The following is a 15938-nucleotide window of genomic DNA, read 5'->3' as shown; positions in this document are numbered from 1 at the left end:
AGCTTTAAGATGTCCCCTTCCTCTTTAGGTGGGGGAAAACAAACTACAACAGCTGGCGAGCATATCTCCCAGCTCGTTGAAACGCTAATTGGAAGATTTTTCTTCTAAAGAAGAAAAATTTGAACAATGGCGTTATAACAGATGGATAGTGCCTGTTTCAAAAAATATATGAACTGATAAATACAAATTGTTTTTACTGAAAATCAGGCATAAATTATTGCAAAGTATGGTTGAATGATTTTTATGTAATGTGGTGAGTCATTTGTTATTTGTTTTGTTGTCAATTATAATAATGACAGTGGTGATTTTAATAATATACCAGCTGTCCAATATGTTGAACCTGCATATGGAACTTTCTGCGCTTGTATTGTGTGGAGTTTTTGCAATAATAATCAATGTTCTTGCAGTTATAATAGCACCACTTTTGGATGAATTCCGTTTGTTTGTATTGTGGTTTATGGGAATTGTGGTGGCAGTAATAATTACCATATATAATTATTATTTTGCCAGGAAGGTAAATATTATGGGCCTAGGAAAAAAACTCGTATCTGGTTTTTCCGGATTTAGGTTTAAGAGTGTTGAAAACCAACAATCACTTGATGATGTGTGCCATAATGCGGATTCACAGCATAGTGAGCCGGAAACCCATATGGGTTTTTTACATAAGTTTGGGGATTTTCATTTTGCTGATATCACAAAATTTATTTCGATAGAATCCTCCATTATATATGTTTGTTATGATAAATATATCGTTAACAGAAAGACGGTACACCCTGTTGAGGCAATCATTCATGCCTGCCGTCGTAGACCGTCCCTTAAAGAAATTTCAATAAGGCCTGGTGACATTTTGGGTAAGCTGAAAGACTTTTATTTAAATAATTTTGCGCAATTTTTTTCCTGGGATTTTTTAGCAAAAAGAGCTGAAGGGAGCGAAATTACTTCAGACATTGATAAAGACTCAGAAGAAGGCCAGTCCGGATCCGGGTATGTTATGATGCTCACTGATGATAATGATCCAATCTTGCGAAGCGACGCAGATATCCGGGAGCAGAAGTCAGAAATATACGAAAACCAGTCGTTTTCAGGATCTTTGGAGACAGTTGACGGATTGCAGGGTGACAGTATTGGGGCAGCAGTTGACACACCCCCAACGGATAGTGGTACAATTAAAATTGCTGAAGAAGTGGCGGTATCTACCTATGATATGGCAGCGCAACCTGATGATGAGTTTAACTGTGACCGTATAGTTGACAATCAGGATGGTTCTGCATGGCAAAATAAAGCTTCTGAAGCCATGCTTTTGCTGAACAATATGGATACCCTTGATGATATTTTGGCATATGCTGATGAGTTAAAGCTTTCCAATCAATGGGACCTGGTTTTGATGGCGTATAAACATGCCTTGGAAAAATACGGTGATGATGATTTTGCCGTTATGCTGGTAATCGAAATCGGTAATATTTACAAGGATAATGGTCGTTATCCGGAGGCAATCAAAAGCTTTGAGCAGGCTATGACCCTGGGAGCTGTTTCCACAAAACCTCATATTTTAGCTGAGTTCAAGGATAGTATCAGATATATAAGGGCAGTATATGATGTATTACAGGCCCATAATCAGGCTGAAATGCCATTTTATGATATTCCGGGGGAATATATGCCGGCAATAGAAGCCACTTACCATGATAGTAAAATTGATAGTCAAATGTAACAATTTAAATATAATTTTAGGAGGATTTTTAATGAAAAAAAGTGTGGAAATTATTGGCTTGCCAGTTATCAGCATCACAGAGGGCCGTGACTTGGGGATGAGCAAGGGACTTCTTATAGATGCAAAGCATGGCGCTGTTGCCGCCATCATAATCGAAGATGAGGACTGGTACAGAGGCGTAAAATTGCTGCCGTATTCCTCTGTTGTTGCCATCGGTGATGATGCCGTGACTGTATTTAACAGTGAGACTATATTGACATTGGAAGATGCCGGCGATTTTGAGACCATGATGGATGCCAATATAAAGATTATCGATACCAAGGCCATTACCATGTCCGGTACAATCCAGGGCAAGGTAGTGGAGATATATATCGGTGAAGGCGGAAAGCTGGAAAAATGTGAAATTGAAGATGCCATGGGGAATCTTTCCGAGATTACCAGCGATCAGATTGCAATTTTTGGTAAGCAGGTTACAATCATTGCTTCAGAGCATGAAAAAAACAATCAAATGCTCATAGATATATTTAACAAGGAAAAGGAAGAAGAATCAGCCAAGGAACCTAAAAAGACGGCCCAAAAGAGCGTGAAGCCTCAAAAAAAATCTAAAAAAGCTGTAAAGGAAGAAGTCGAAGAGCCTGTTTTGCAGGCAGCTGCAGAAGAATCGGATGCTGATGAAATTGATGCTGACGAAATTGATGCGAACACCGAGGAAGCAGTAGCTGAGGTGGAAGAACCGGTTGAAATCGATGAAAGACAGCGTCGCTTTGTTCTTGGCAAAACAGCCCGCAGGACATTAAAAACCAAGACGGGTGTCGTTATCGTCAATAAAGGTGATGTGATAACAGATGAGATAATCCAGCGTGCTAATCTGGCCAAGATGTTTGCACCTCTTACATTAAATATTCAGTAAGAAATATAGAATGGGGGAGCCCCAGGGATGTGGTGGCTTTCCCTTTTTTATTGCAAAACAAAAGTTTTTTCTTTTTTTTGAGGAAAAATTTTCTGAATTGCGTTATAATGTACTAGTGACTTGTTTTACAAAAGAGTTGCAAACTATTCTTATGTGGCTGTTATCGGGATGTAGCGCAGTTTGGTAGCGCACTTCGTTCGGGACGAAGGTGTCGCAGGTTCGAATCCTGTCATCCCGACCATTTTTTTAGCTGTTTGGTGATTTTTATTTTAGAGGATAAATCCTCAGATTATCATTTGAAAGCAGCCTATGGAAAAATTTCAAAAATAGAGTTGTGTGAAAAACCTGGCTTGTGCAAACAGTCAGGTTTCTTATTTTTTAATTGGACTAAGACAGCACGATCGGGTTCAGGCCGGAGCTTTTCGGGAGAGGTAAAAAGTCATATTCAGGTCATGGAAAAGGTATATAATATGAATAACATATATATTCTGTTATGGGAGGCTTCTTTATATTGAAGTGATGAATTTTCTCAATCGATGGGGGGAGAAAATATGCGTTCTATTCTGGTAGTCGAGGATGATCAGGCATTAAACCGCATGATTTGTGCCAAATTGATGAAAGAGAATTATCAGGCATTTTCAGCCTTTGATGGCAATGAAGCATTGGCTGTTATGGATCGTGAGCATATAGATCTTATTATCAGTGATGTGATGATGCCCAACATGGATGGTATTACCCTCACCAAGGAGCTGAGAAGGGCAAATTATCATCTGCCAATATTAATGATTACCGCCAAGAGCCAAATGGAGGACATGGAAAAAGGCTTTGTGGCCGGGACTGATGATTATATGATTAAGCCAATTAATCTCAGGGAAATGCTGTTGCGGGTTGGCGCTCTTTTGCGCAGGGCCAAGCTTATAAATGAGAAGCAGCTGACCATTTCGGGGACGGTCCTGGATTATGGGGAGCTGACCGTAAAGAGTGATGGTAACACGGAGCACCTGCCCTCAAAGGAATTCTATCTTTTGTTCAAGCTGCTGAATCAGCCCAATAAGATATTTACCAGGCAGGAGCTTCTGGATGATATATGGGGTATGGATAAAGACACTGATGGACGGAATGTGGATGCCCATGTAAAAAAATTAAGAAAGCGTTTTGCCGATAATTCTGATTTTGAGATCATGACAGTCAGAGGATTGGGATACAAGGCTGTATTTAAGGAAGGCGGTCATCCATGAGGCGATTTCTGAAAAGTTTTGGAAAGCAGCATATTGTAATTCCGTTACGGGTGTATCATTCACTGTCGTCTATTTTGATATTTACCGTGGCATGCTTTTTGTCCGGATTGGCTGTTGTCCTTATCGGGACCGTGGGAGGCATAGAGCTAAGCCATACTGAAGGCCTTATCATATGCTGTCTGTTGACCGTTACTATCGGGGGAATAGCCATGGCCTGGGAGGCTGCCTATTATATCAGGCCTGCCGAGGATGTTGTAAAGGCTGCTGCCAAGGTTATGAACAGGGATTTTTCGGTTCAGATACCTGCCAGCGAGCATTTTATAGTTATCAAAGAAGGACAATGCCTGACGGAATGCTTCAATCACATGGTAAAGGAACTGGCCGGACTGGATAAAATGCAATGTGATTTTATTAACAATGTTTCCCATGAGTTCAAAACGCCACTTTCAGCAGTAGCAGGCATGACTGAAATCCTGATAGATGACAGCCTGGGAGATGAGGAGAGGCGGGAGTATATTGACCTGGTGCACAAGGAGGCCCTGAGACTCTCACGGCTTTCGGATAATCTTCTTCGCTTGTCCAGACTGGATAATCAGGATCTGAAAATCAAATGTGAACCTGTGGATTTGGACGAACAGGTGCGTAAGTGCCTGATTATGCTGTTGGAAAAATATATTGATAAAGGACAGGAGCTATCCATTGAGCTGCCTGCCCTCACCATTGAAAGCAATCCGGACATGACCTGGCAAATCTGGTTAAATCTGCTGGATAATGCCATGAAATATTCTCCGATGGATACTACAATCTACGTATGGGGACAAATCTCAGGAGATAAGGCAGTGGTCCACATTCGCGACGAAGGGAAGGGCATTCCTCTGGAAAAACAGGAACATATTTTTGACAGATTTTATCAGTGTGAGGAGTCCCACAAGGAGCAGGGAAGTGGCCTGGGGCTGGCCATAGTACAGGGCATGCTTCATTGGCTGGGCGGCTCTATAGAGTGCAGGAGTACAGAAGGGCGGGGAACAGAAATGATTGTTACCCTGCCGGAAAAATATGGAAAGGTGGATGTGTTGGATGATCAAAACAAAGAATGAAATATCCAGGGAAAAAACAATAATTAAGACCAGTATTATCGGAATAGCAGCTAATTTGTTCCTGGCAGCCTTCAAGGCCGCAATAGGATTTATGAGCAACTCCATTGCCATAATGCTGGATGCGGTAAATAATACATCTGATGCAGCAAGTTCCCTTATTACAATAGTTGGTGCAAAATTGGCCGGTAAGGCTCCGGACAAGGAGCACCCCTTCGGTTATGGCCGCATTGAATATATGAGTGCTATCATAATATCTGTTATCGTATTTTATGCAGGTGTTACCTCCCTTATAGAATCAGTAAGTCAGATTTTGGAGCCGGAGACGCCGGACTATAATACAGTGTCTCTGATAATCGTAGCAGTGGCAGTGGTAGTAAAGATAATCCTGGGCCGGTATGTAAAATCCGTGGGTGAAAATGTGAATTCTGATGCCCTCATAAATTCCGGGGAAGATGCCAAGCTGGATTCTGTTATATCCGCTTCTACCCTGGTGGCCGCAGGAATATTTTTGAGCTTTGGAATATCCCTGGAAGCCTGGCTGGGTGCCATCATCTCCCTGGTCATTATCAAGGCCGGAATCGATATGCTGAAGGAGACAATTTCCAAGATTTTGGGTGAACGCAATGACCCTGAGCTGGGAAAAAGCATCAGAAAAACTATAGCGGGTTTTCCTGATGTGCGTGGTGCCTATGACCTGATATTGAATAACTATGGCCCTGATACCTGGCAGGGATCTGTTCATATAGAGGTACCTGACACATATGATTCAATCCAGCTGGATAAGCTTCAGCGTGATATCATGGATAAGGTATATGCAGAGCACAATGTCCTTTTGACGGCAATTGGAGTATATGCTTTTAATACCAGGGATGAGGAAGTCATCAAGGTTGAGAAAGCAGTACGGAAGATAGTAACATCATATCCTTATGTCCGTCAGATTCATGGATTTTATCTCAACAAGGAGGAAAAAACAATCCGGTTCGATCTGGTCATAAGCTTTAATGTGGACGACAGATATGCTGCCTTTGATGAGGTTGTGGACCATGTGAAGAAGGAATTCCCGGATTATAAATGCCTGATATTTATTGATACTGATTTTGCCGAATTTTAAAAGCTCCACCGCAAAAGGTCACATTAAGGTCATATTTATGTGATACACTTCAGGGGAATTGTCGGGGGATACTGTATTCTGTGGGGCGGTATATTATCAAGCAGACAGTTTATCCTATCCATGGTTAGTCAATCCTGATAATAAATAATTATTTTTTCAGTAAATATTAGGAGGTTATGTTGGATGAGTGATGAAGAACTTGTTAAGGCATTTCATGCTATGTGGGGGAATTTCCCGGAACCGGTCATGATTATTCAGAAGAGCAGAGAGGTGATGGCTGTCAATGATAAAGCAGCCGCATTTGGGCTTAAGGTAGGGATGAAATGTTCATCTGTAGGTACACCTGAACAGCATAAGGGCTGCTTGGCCAACAGGGCAGCAGACAATAAGGAAACCGTGGCTATTACCTATGAAGGGCCTTTTGGCAAGTCTTACGGATATTGGATTCCTCTTGCAGATCGTCCGGAATGGATGCTTCATTTCGGTGTAGGTTCTACATTTGCCTATGAGGAAACAAATATTAAGCGGTAATCTTTTTCCTTGAGGATGAGATGCTATTGAGTAGATTTTAACGGTAAGTGTGTATGGAAAGGAGTAGGAACAGTATGCAGATAAAAGCAGTAAAACTTTATGAGAATGGTTTTATGACACAGCCATTTGCTATGGGCTTGGAAGATGGCGAAGATAAATTTGACAAAAGTGTCAAATATCGTAGCTCTTTGCAGAATTTTCTCATTGATACCGGAAACGAAGTTATATTGGTAGATACGGGTATGCCTTTAGAAACCCCTGATATGGTGGCAGACCCTGATGCATCGATCTATCTTGGCTCAAGAATAGACGACTATGTGACTGCTCTTGAAAAATTGGGATATAAAAAGGAGCAGGTGTCCAAAATCCTTGTTACCCACAAGCATCCGGACCATACAGGTGAATTGCGCAGCTTCCCAAATGCGAAAATATATATTTCCCGGGTAGAGGCTGATGCCATGGACCTGCAGGGGGATAATGTGGTTCGGGTGGACTTTACTGACGGTGCTTATGAGAATTTTGATAAATGCCAAAAAATTGCCCAGGGCGTATATTATGTATTTGCACCTGGTCATACCACCGGCAACAGTGTTGTTATCGTAGAAAATGAGGGACTTCATTACATCATTCATGGTGATGTGACTTATACCGATGAGGCCCTATATGAGAATAAGCTGTCTGTGGCTACTGAGGACAAGACTGCTGCCAGGGATACCCTGAACAGGGTCAGGGCTTTTATTGAAAAGCATCAGGTAGTATATGTATCAACCCATACACCTCTAGGCTATGAAAATCTGGAAAATAAAAAGGTCGTAGACCTTAAGAATATGCCGGCGCCGATTCCTCCATCAATGGATTATGCAGGACAGGAAGCCTCCGGGAAATATATATGCTCCATATGCGGGTATGTATATGATCCGGCTGTAGGTGATCCGGAGCATGGAATACCTGCAGGCACAGCCTTTGAGGACCTTCCGGATGACTGGAAATGCCCTCGTTGTAAGCAGGGAAAGGATAAGTTTAATAAGGCATAAAAAATGTTCAACACTCCCATCTGAGGTATCATATCATTTTGGGGGTGTTGTTTTTTTTCATCAACAGGCGGTATGGAGAAGCCATTCAAAGGGGAAAATTATTCTCAACCTGATTGTTCCTGTATGGGATATTTGTAATAAATTTCATATAAAAATTGATTTTGTATTTTGTAACGATGTACAATGATATCATAGGGCGTTTTGTGTAAAAAGTATTAAAAAATTTATTGATATATTATCTTCCCGGTAGAGAAGGAGACGAAGCCTATGAAAAAAGTTGATTCTTTACAAAAGCAGGTCATAATTTTTTTGGTACTAACCATGACTGCTGTAATAGGATTGTTGTGCTTTGCCGCCTATGAAATTGTAGGAACATCAAAAGACAAGGATATCGCTATTGCCATGAATGCCCGTACTGCCACTGAGGGGGAGCGCCTTAATCAGGAATATATCCGGTTTGAGGATGCAATAACCCATATGGTGGGCATAGCCAATCTGTATGTTACCGATATTGATGATGTTAAGGATCCGGTGAAAAGAGCGGCAATCACCCAAAATATTCAGAAAGTGTTTTCCAGTGTTTGCAAGACCACCAATATGTCGCTGGGGTATTATTTTGTTTATGATCCTGACCTGATAGGCAAGCAGGATGGTTTTTTCTTCACCAAAAGCCCATCAGGTAAGATGGAATCCCATGAGCTTACAGTAATAAAGGATTATAATCCGGATGATGTGGAGCATGTAGGTTGGTTTACCCTGCCAAAGAAGGCACAAAAACCTATTTGGCTTGAGCCTTATTTCAATAAAAATACCGGTCATTTCATGATTACATATGTAGCACCAATATATGAGGACGACCAGCTTTTGGGTATTGTGGGCATGGATTTTGATTTTGAGGCGCTCCTTACCCTGGTGGATCAGATAAAGTTCGGTAAAAGCGGCTATGCCTTTTTAAAGAGCGGGAATGGTGATATTCATTACCATCCAAATGATTATTTTGCCAACAAGGTTCATGGTGATTCTGTAATCGATATTACCGAGGCCACTATTGAGCCAAATGACACAACTTCCGGAAATTCACTGATTAGATATCAATTTAATGACGAGGATTATGTCCAGAGCTTTATGACACTCAGGTGTGGATTGAAGCTGGTGCTTTGTGATAATTATACGGAAATGTACAAGGACCGCGAGGATCTGGTTGCCCTGGATATAATCGTCATAGTATTCTGTGGTATTTTGCTGCTGCTGTTGTTCAGTCATTATACCCGGCGTATGATGCAGCCGATAAAACAGCTGACCAAGGCCATAGGGCAACTTAAGGATGGTGAGGATGATGTGGATATTCCGCAAAATGTTTCTGGCGAGATTGGGATATTGGCCCAGGGCGTAGCCATGGCAGCGGCGGCAATTAAGGAAAAGAGAGAGCTTAGTGCTTCGGCTTTGGCAGAACAGAACAGAAAGCTGGAAAAGGCCGTAGAAAAAGCCCGCCGTGCCAATAAAGCCAAAAGTGATTTCCTTTCCAGGATGAGTCATGATATCCGTACTCCGATGAACGCCATAGTAGGGTTGGGCCTTATTGCAGAATCCAATAAGGATAATCCTAAAAAGCTGTCGGATTGCCTGAGAAAGATATCTACATCCAGTAAATATTTATTGAGTTTGATTAACGATGTTCTGGATATGAGCCGTATAGAGAGCGGCAAACTTAGCATTACCAAGGAACAGGTTAATATACCGGAGATTATTGGCAGTGTTGTTGCCATGGTTGGTCAGCAGCTGGAGGCCCATCAGCATCATATGCAGGCTTCAGTAAGCGATATTGAACATGAGGTAGTAATCAGTGATGCCCTGCGGCTGCAGCAGATATTTATGAACCTGTTGAGTAATTCCATCAAATATACTCCTGATGGTGGTAAAATCAGCATCCGTGTAAAGGAGACCAGCGTATCTACTACAAGGAGTATCTATAGCTTTATCTTTAAGGATAATGGAATAGGTATGTCCATGGAATTCCAGGAAAGGCTGTTCCAGCCTTTTACCAGGGAGCAGGATGACCATCAGACTGAGGTGAAGGGCACAGGCCTTGGAATGTCCATTACAAAAGCCATAGTCGACCTTCTGGAAGGTCAGATTCAGGTCTCCAGTGCTATAAATGAAGGTACGGAAATTACAGTTTCAATAGACCTGGAGGTAGTGGAGCAGGAAAATAGGGAAAGTGTTCCTGCCAAACCTTTGGAATTTTCGGAAATCAAATTGCCTGGCAAGAGAATTTTGTTGGTGGATGATATTTCCCTTAACCTGGAAATAGCAGAAAATATTTTGGGTATGACCGGTGCCGAGGTTGACAAGACTGCCAACGGCAGGGAAGCCCTTGAAACTGTCCGTGAAATGGGCGAAGGGTATTATGACATGATATTTATGGATGCCAGAATGCCAATCATGGATGGATATACAGCTACCAGGAGCATCCGTGAGATAGGAACGGAATATACCGTTAATCTGCCGATTATAGCCATGAGTGCCGATGTTTTTGCTGAAGATGTGGAGCATTTTAAGCAGTGCGGCATGAATGATTTTGTGGCCAAGCCACTGGATATGCACGCCTTAGCCATGGTGCTGCAAAAGTATCTGTTGTAAAAATAAAGACTCCTCCTGAGATGGGGCTGTATTTACAGCTTTGGTCCCGGGAGGAGTTTTTGATTTCCGTCATTATGTTTAAAGATTTATTTCACCCCAGCGTTTCAATTCCAATAATATCGGGATGATGCTTTTTGCCTTGTCAGTAAGGGAATATTCTACACGCACAGGCATTTCGTCGTACTGCTTGCGGTGTACCATGCCATTATCCTCCAGCTCCTTCAGGGAATTGGCCAGCATGGTATTGGTAATGCCATATACCGACCGCCTTAAATCACCATAGCGCACGATTTCATCCTTGTCTATAACGCAGAGTATCATGATTTTCCATTTGCCACCAATGATGTTCAGTACTTTTTTCAGGCCACAATCCTCGCCGGCAATATTGTCGCATAGAGTTTCCTTCTTTTTCATATTGTTACCTCCCGGGTAGTTTTTATTTTATGCAGAAGTTGGTATTCAGTGGAATTATCCCTGGTAAGATTTTTCTGACCAGATAAATAAAAACTGCGTACTTGATATATTTTTCATACCATATATAATATAACTATCAGCTGAGAAATACAATAAAAAATAAAAAAATTAAAGGTTATGAGGTGGATAATATGGAATACAAGTTTACAGAAGAAAATTTTGAGGCAGAGGTTATTAACAGTGATGTTCCGGTTTTGATTGATTTTTATGCTGACTGGTGTGGCCCATGCAGGATGATGGGGCCGGTAGTCGAGGAACTGGCAGAGGAGTATGACGGAAAAATTAAGGTGGGTAAGGTCAATGTTGATCAGCAGCCACAGCTTGCCGGCAAATACGGAGTGGCCAGCATACCTTATTTTGCATTTATCAACAAAGGAAAATTCTGTGATGATGAATTAGGTGCCGTACCTAAGGCAGTTCTGGAAGAAAAAATAAAAGCCATCCTGGGTAAATAACGGAGTTGGAGTGATTTCTGTCATTAACGGCACAGAATGCAACCTGTAATTCTGTTTTGCAATCTGGTGGCACTGGCACCCATTTGGTAAGCGCATCGCGTACTAAAAGACAAACCGGTATAGGAAGGAGGCAGGTAAGATGATATATGATGCTGCCATTGTAGGATCAGGCCCGGCAGGCTTGTCGGCAGCAATAGTCCTGAAAATGAGAGGGAAGAGCATTATATGGTTTGGCTCGGGAGACATGAGTCAGAAAATCGAAAAATCGGCAAAGATTTCCAATTATCCCGGCTTGGGTACTGTAAGCGGTCATGAGCTGAATAACCGCTTCAAGGAGCATATCAAGGAGCTGGATTTGGAGATAAATGACCGTCTGGTAACAACCATATCCAATACCGGAAATCGTTTTATGCTCTTGGCCAACAATGATGTTTTTGAGGCTAAGACCTTGCTTTTGGCCACAGGTGTGGTGGCAGCCAAGGAGTTCCCGGGAGAAGCTGAATATCTGGGCCGTGGTGTCAGCTACTGTGCTACCTGTGATGGATTTTTCTACAAGGGAAAAACCGTGGCAGTATATTGCGCCAACAGCAGCTATCTTCCGGAGGTTTCATATCTTGCCGGGGTGGCCGACAAGGTGTACCTTTTTTCTCCTGACCGTAATATCTCCGTTAAGGAGGCCAATGTGGAAATACAGCAGGCTGGTTTTGCCGGTATCCAAGGGGATAAAAAGGTTGAAGCAGTGGAGCTGAATAATGGTGAAAAAATTTCGGTGGACGGAGTGTTTATTCTCCGCAATGCCATTTCGCCTGCCAAGCTGCTTCCGGGGCTGGAGATGGATGGACCGCATATAACTGTGAACAGACAGCTGCAAACCAACATCAAAGGCTGTTATGCCGCCGGTGATATTACCGGCCGACCGTACCAGATTACCAAGGGTGTTGGTGAGGGTAATGTGGCAGCTCATGAGATCCTGGAATATTTAGCCAGTGAAGCTGCAGAGTCAAAGTAAAAGCTTGTGCGTGTAAAACTTAAATTGTGTGTGTAAAATAAAAACCAGTCGCAGGAGACAATCTGAGTGATTACTCCCTGATGACTGGTTTTTTAATTATGGTATTTAATTTTGCAGCAGGAAATCAGATTTTCTCTGAATTGATATACAGGCTGTATCCATTGCGGTTTATTTTATTTAAATCGCCCTTAAAGCTGGTGATGTAGGTATCTCCTGTCAATGTCCAGCTGCTGGTATCGTCAAGGGATACATTTATTTCACCGGCCTTGGTGGAAATGGTCTGTCCCTTGGCATTGGTTATCTTTCCACTGATTGCCCCGGTGTAAAGGGAACCTTTCTTTATATTCAGGTTGAGCTTGGAATTGTCACCCACAAGTATATCGCCGGTCATGGCCTGATGGACAGTGTTGACTGTGGCTATGTTTGCGCCACCATGCCAACCATCATCGCATACAGACAGCAATACCTGATTGGTGTCCTCGTTGGCAATATGTACATTGTCCAGGTTTATGACGGCATTGGTATTGGTGACATGAAATACATGTCCGTTTTTATTTGTCAGGCTGCCACCATTTACATTGAAGAATGAGGTGCCGCTGTTGGAATCACCGGAAAAGGACTGATAGAGCATTATCATGTCATGAAAGGTGGCGTTTCCATTGCAGGCAGTATTATTGGCAGTCATATCACAGTTGTTAAGGGTGATGGAATTAAGTCCCTCTATACATACACCCTCAGAAAGAGTGGACTCCAGGGTGGCGTTGGATACGGTAATATCCGCAGTGGAATAAATCGTAGGTGAGCCCAGGCCGTTGGAGGTATAAGTGCCACCGTCAACCTTTATGGTTCCGCCACCACGGTCACTGCGGATAGGGGCTGAAGACTGCCCGTTGGTAGTAACGGACAGATTATAGGCTTCGGTAATACCGCCGCCAGTGGTCATGATTCCTCCGGAGCCACTGCCGGAGGTAGTGATTTTCGTATCCCGGATTATGACTTTTGTGCCGTCGCCGGCAGTGCCGTTTTTACCTCCATTTCCGCCATAGGAAAAAATACCATTGGCCCCTGAGGCGTTGGAGGTAATGGTGCCACCTGTGATGGTAGTAGTACTACCGCCCTTTACCAAAACCGAGGCGTTTTGACCATAAAAATTGCAGTTGTCCCGGCCATCTGAATTACCGGTTTTGGATATGGTAGGATTGTTAATGGTAACATTTTCAGCAGTGTCAATCATTAATGCGCTTTTGTCGGCAGTATCACTGAAATATGTACTATTTGACTGCACTGAAGATTTGGCAATTTCCGTGGCCGCAGAATACTGGACCTTTTTGTTGCTTCCTGGAGCCCCATTAGGAGGGGCTCCATTAGGTGGATTGCCGTTAGGAGGATTGCCATCAGGTGGAGCCCCATTAGGCGGGTTGCCATCAGGTGGAGCCCCATTAGGCGGGTTGCCATCAGGTGGAGCCCCATTAGGCGGGTTGCCATCAGGTGGATTGCCATTAGGTGGATTGCCGTCAGGTGGTGTCCCATTAGGTGGGTTGCCTTGTGCCTGTATGCTGTCAGATTGCTCAGTGGTTGACTTATGAGGCTTTTTTGGCGGTTTTTTATGCTTATTTGTTGCTGTTGATTCATCCTGTTCAGACAGATTTATGATGGTATCTGAACTGTTGTATGCCGCATTCACAGGAGATATGCTGTTGTAACCGATAACTGCAACAGCAGCAGCCAGAACGCAGGCCAATGCTTTTTTGTTATTCATGCTTCTTACCTCCCTTGAGATTATGCTGTTATTTTAAGGCAAAAAAATAAACAGAATTTAAACAAAAAAGTTATATTTTATAAATTTTTTTTAAATTATCCTGTGGCGAAATACGACTTATGAGCCGGAGATGAATTTTTCTTGCCAGGATATTATCCTTTATGTTACAATAACACTACAATTCTCATAGGAAAGTGCAGGAGGAGTCTGATCAGCTTCGGGCTTCGTCTGCGCTTTTTTTGTGTATAAAAAAGGAGGCGTAAAATGGAAGTTTTAGCAGGGATTATTTTTATTTTTATGTACATGGTGATTGTATCTGAAAAAATTCATCGTACAGTAGCAGCAATGTTAGGTGCTACCTCAATGGTGCTGTTGGGAGTCCTGTCCCAGGAAACAGCATTGCATCACATTGATTTCAACACACTGGGACTGCTGGTGGGCATGATGGTATTGGTAGGGGTTACCAGTCATACAGGATTGTTTGACTATGTGGCCATAAAGGCTGCCAAGGTGGCCAAGGCAGAGCCAAAGCGTATTTTAATATATTTGGCGTTGATTACAGCGGTGTTTTCGGCATTTTTGGACAATGTGACCACGGTGCTGCTCATGGTGCCGGTCACCTTCAGTATTACTCAAAAGCTACATCTGAAGGTAATGCCATTTCTGCTGACTCAGATCATTGCCTCAAATATTGGCGGTACGGCAACTCTTATCGGTGATCCGCCTAATATTATGATAGGCAGTGCCGTAAAGGAGCTGACCTTTGTGGCCTTTATTGATAATTTGGCACCTATAGCCTTTTTAAATCTTGTGATTGTCATATTCATTATGGAAATTATTTACAAGAAGGGACTGCATACCACACCGGAATTGCAGGCAGACCTTATGGAGATGGATGAAAGCAAGGCCCTTAAGGACAGGCGTCTGCTGAAAAAGTCCCTGTTTGTACTGGGACTGGTTATTCTGGGGTTCTTTACCCATGCAATTACCCATATAGAATCTTCAATGATTGCCCTGGCCGGTGGATTTTTGCTGCTGTTACTGGCGGGGGGCAGCCATCATTTGGTAGAGAGTTCCATGAAATCCGTGGAGTGGGCTACGATATTCTTCTTTATCGGTTTGTTTATAGCCGTGGGCGGATTGATTGAGACCGGTATCATAGGTAATTTGGCTACTCAGGCCGTGGAGCTCACTGGTGGCAATGTGACAGCTACCTCACTTTTGGTGCTGTGGCTCAGTGCACTGGTATCGGCTGTACTGGATAATATTCCGTTCGTTGCTACCATGATTCCACTTATTCAGAACATGGGAGCCATGGGGGTAAGCAATCTGGAACCTGTGTGGTGGAGTCTGGCATTGGGTGCCTGCCTGGGCGGAAATGGAAGTCTGGTAGGTGCTTCGGCCAACCTGATTGTGGCCGGAATGGCAGCAGAGCGAGGGGTAAAGATTACCTTCATCAATTATCTTAAAATCGGTTTTCCAATCATGATTTTAACAATTATTACATCCACAGTTTATATTTATTTCAGATATTTAATATAAAGTAAGCGGCAGGGCAGTTGCTGTGACCAGGGAACTCAGGGCTAAAGTGTATTTTTGCCTTTAATTAAGGTGCCGGGAAAATTCCGAACTCGCTTCGCTCAGACACGGAATTTTTTCCGGAATTCCAGCATGCAAAAATCCACTTCTTGACGCCCTTCCTCCAATGGTCACATCATCCTGCCCTGCCTTTGGATGATGCAATAGGTTTGATGGCCAGCGGCAGAGTTATTAAAATATGTTCTGTTTATTTGCAAGTGAAGGATGTGCCTTCTCCAGATGGGAAGGCACACTTTTTGTATAAAGAAAACCACGCGATAGTCGCGTGGTTCAGAAAAGCTTTAGCTATGCGTCCTAAAACAGGAAAACTCCTGATGTGTTAGTATTATATCGTGACCTGCCAGTTACGAAATATAACACATCAGGAGGACAT

13 protein-coding genes, 1 tRNA gene and 1 pseudogene are annotated in these 15938 nt (G+C 42.9%); 13 read left to right on the top strand and 2 right to left on the bottom strand.

Annotated elements, in window-relative coordinates; all coding sequences use genetic code 11:
* The first annotated feature begins 346 nt into the window (after positions 1-346).
* The 10 genes and pseudogenes from K6C05_RS04210 (at position 347) to K6C05_RS04165 (ending at position 10269) form a co-directional block, all read left to right on the top strand.
* Positions 347-1708 (top strand): tetratricopeptide repeat protein, encoded by a 1362-nt coding sequence (locus tag K6C05_RS04210; RefSeq protein ID WP_296731621.1) that lies wholly within the window; start codon positions 347-349, stop codon positions 1706-1708.
* Between the two features lie 31 nt (positions 1709-1739).
* Positions 1740-2618 carry a PRC-barrel domain-containing protein gene (locus K6C05_RS04205; protein WP_296731618.1) on the top strand — a complete coding sequence of 293 codons (879 nt, stop codon included), beginning with the start codon at positions 1740-1742 and terminating at the stop codon, positions 2616-2618.
* A gap of 164 nt (positions 2619-2782) precedes the next feature.
* A tRNA-Pro gene (locus K6C05_RS04200) sits at positions 2783-2859 on the top strand.
* 310 nt (positions 2860-3169) lie between these two features.
* Positions 3170-3856 (top strand): response regulator transcription factor, encoded by a 687-nt coding sequence (locus K6C05_RS04195; protein WP_296731615.1) that lies wholly within the window; start codon positions 3170-3172, stop codon positions 3854-3856.
* Positions 3857-3930: 74 nt separating this feature from the next.
* Positions 3931-4953 (top strand): HAMP domain-containing sensor histidine kinase, encoded by a 1023-nt coding sequence (locus K6C05_RS04190; RefSeq protein ID WP_296731612.1) that lies wholly within the window; start codon positions 3931-3933, stop codon positions 4951-4953.
* Positions 4934-6064: a cation diffusion facilitator family transporter gene (locus K6C05_RS04185; RefSeq protein ID WP_296731608.1), complete on the top strand. Its 1131-nt coding sequence runs from the start codon at positions 4934-4936 to the stop codon at positions 6062-6064. Before K6C05_RS04190 ends, K6C05_RS04185 begins: the two co-directional genes overlap by 20 nt.
* Positions 6065-6247: 183 nt before the next feature.
* Entirely contained in the window at positions 6248-6595 is a 348-nt protein-coding gene (locus K6C05_RS04180) for a hypothetical protein (protein ID WP_296731606.1), read from the top strand.
* A gap of 53 nt (positions 6596-6648) precedes the next feature.
* A pseudogene (locus tag K6C05_RS04175) lies at positions 6649-7350 on the top strand (MBL fold metallo-hydrolase); the annotation flags it as partial.
* A 96-nt stretch (positions 7351-7446) separates the two neighbouring features.
* Positions 7447-7629, top strand: a complete 183-nt coding sequence (locus K6C05_RS04170; RefSeq protein ID WP_296731624.1) for a rubredoxin — start codon at positions 7447-7449, stop codon at positions 7627-7629.
* A gap of 267 nt (positions 7630-7896) precedes the next feature.
* Positions 7897-10269: a hybrid sensor histidine kinase/response regulator gene (locus tag K6C05_RS04165; protein ID WP_296731603.1), complete on the top strand. Its 2373-nt coding sequence runs from the start codon at positions 7897-7899 to the stop codon at positions 10267-10269.
* Positions 10270-10347: 78 nt separating this feature from the next.
* Here K6C05_RS04165 and K6C05_RS04160 read toward each other — a convergent pair whose 3' ends face one another.
* Positions 10348-10683 carry a helix-turn-helix domain-containing protein gene (locus K6C05_RS04160; protein ID WP_296731601.1) on the bottom strand — a complete coding sequence of 112 codons (336 nt, stop codon included), beginning with the start codon at positions 10681-10683 and terminating at the stop codon, positions 10348-10350.
* A 191-nt stretch (positions 10684-10874) separates the two neighbouring features.
* Here K6C05_RS04160 and trxA point away from each other — a divergent pair, with 191 nt between their 5' ends.
* Both trxA and K6C05_RS04150 read left to right on the top strand, forming a co-directional pair.
* Positions 10875-11198, top strand: a complete 324-nt coding sequence (gene trxA, locus K6C05_RS04155) for a thioredoxin (RefSeq protein ID WP_296731598.1) — start codon at positions 10875-10877, stop codon at positions 11196-11198.
* Between the two features lie 139 nt (positions 11199-11337).
* Positions 11338-12207 (top strand): NAD(P)/FAD-dependent oxidoreductase, encoded by an 870-nt coding sequence (locus K6C05_RS04150; protein ID WP_296731595.1) that lies wholly within the window; start codon positions 11338-11340, stop codon positions 12205-12207.
* A 124-nt stretch (positions 12208-12331) separates the two neighbouring features.
* Here the strand turns inward: K6C05_RS04150 and K6C05_RS04145 are convergent, their stop codons facing one another.
* Positions 12332-13966, bottom strand: a complete 1635-nt coding sequence (locus tag K6C05_RS04145) for a hypothetical protein (protein ID WP_296731592.1) — start codon at positions 13964-13966, stop codon at positions 12332-12334.
* A gap of 264 nt (positions 13967-14230) precedes the next feature.
* Here K6C05_RS04145 and K6C05_RS04140 point away from each other — a divergent pair, with 264 nt between their 5' ends.
* Positions 14231-15508, top strand: coding sequence for an ArsB/NhaD family transporter (locus tag K6C05_RS04140; RefSeq protein ID WP_296731589.1), 1278 nt, complete (start codon positions 14231-14233; stop codon positions 15506-15508).
* Positions 15509-15938 lie beyond the last annotated feature (430 nt).

This window comes from Anaerovibrio sp. (assembly GCF_024697385.1).
In the GTDB taxonomy this organism is placed as follows: Bacteria; Bacillota; Negativicutes; order Selenomonadales; family Selenomonadaceae; genus Anaerovibrio.
The sequence above is the reverse complement of the archived record's forward strand: the minus strand, read 5'-3'. Positions and strand labels throughout refer to the sequence as shown.

What these genes read in the sequence shown, in the direction of transcription:
- K6C05_RS04210 (WP_296731621.1), top strand. Translation starts at nt 347, where the DNA reads ATGGAACTTTCTGCGCTTGTATTGTGTGGAGTTTTTGCAATAATAATC.
- K6C05_RS04205 (WP_296731618.1), top strand. Translation starts at nt 1,740, where the DNA reads ATGAAAAAAAGTGTGGAAATTATTGGCTTGCCAGTTATCAGCATCACA.
- K6C05_RS04195 (WP_296731615.1), top strand. Translation starts at nt 3,170, where the DNA reads ATGCGTTCTATTCTGGTAGTCGAGGATGATCAGGCATTAAACCGCATG.
- K6C05_RS04185 (WP_296731608.1), top strand. Translation starts at nt 4,934, where the DNA reads ATGATCAAAACAAAGAATGAAATATCCAGGGAAAAAACAATAATTAAG.
- K6C05_RS04180 (WP_296731606.1), top strand. Translation starts at nt 6,248, where the DNA reads ATGAGTGATGAAGAACTTGTTAAGGCATTTCATGCTATGTGGGGGAAT.
- K6C05_RS04170 (WP_296731624.1), top strand. Translation starts at nt 7,447, where the DNA reads ATGGATTATGCAGGACAGGAAGCCTCCGGGAAATATATATGCTCCATA.
- K6C05_RS04165 (WP_296731603.1), top strand. Translation starts at nt 7,897, where the DNA reads ATGAAAAAAGTTGATTCTTTACAAAAGCAGGTCATAATTTTTTTGGTA.
- K6C05_RS04160 (WP_296731601.1), bottom strand. Translation starts at nt 10,683, where the DNA reads ATGAAAAAGAAGGAAACTCTATGCGACAATATTGCCGGCGAGGATTGT.
- trxA (WP_296731598.1), top strand. Translation starts at nt 10,875, where the DNA reads ATGGAATACAAGTTTACAGAAGAAAATTTTGAGGCAGAGGTTATTAAC.
- K6C05_RS04150 (WP_296731595.1), top strand. Translation starts at nt 11,338, where the DNA reads ATGATATATGATGCTGCCATTGTAGGATCAGGCCCGGCAGGCTTGTCG.
- K6C05_RS04145 (WP_296731592.1), bottom strand. Translation starts at nt 13,966, where the DNA reads ATGAATAACAAAAAAGCATTGGCCTGCGTTCTGGCTGCTGCTGTTGCA.
- K6C05_RS04140 (WP_296731589.1), top strand. Translation starts at nt 14,231, where the DNA reads ATGGAAGTTTTAGCAGGGATTATTTTTATTTTTATGTACATGGTGATT.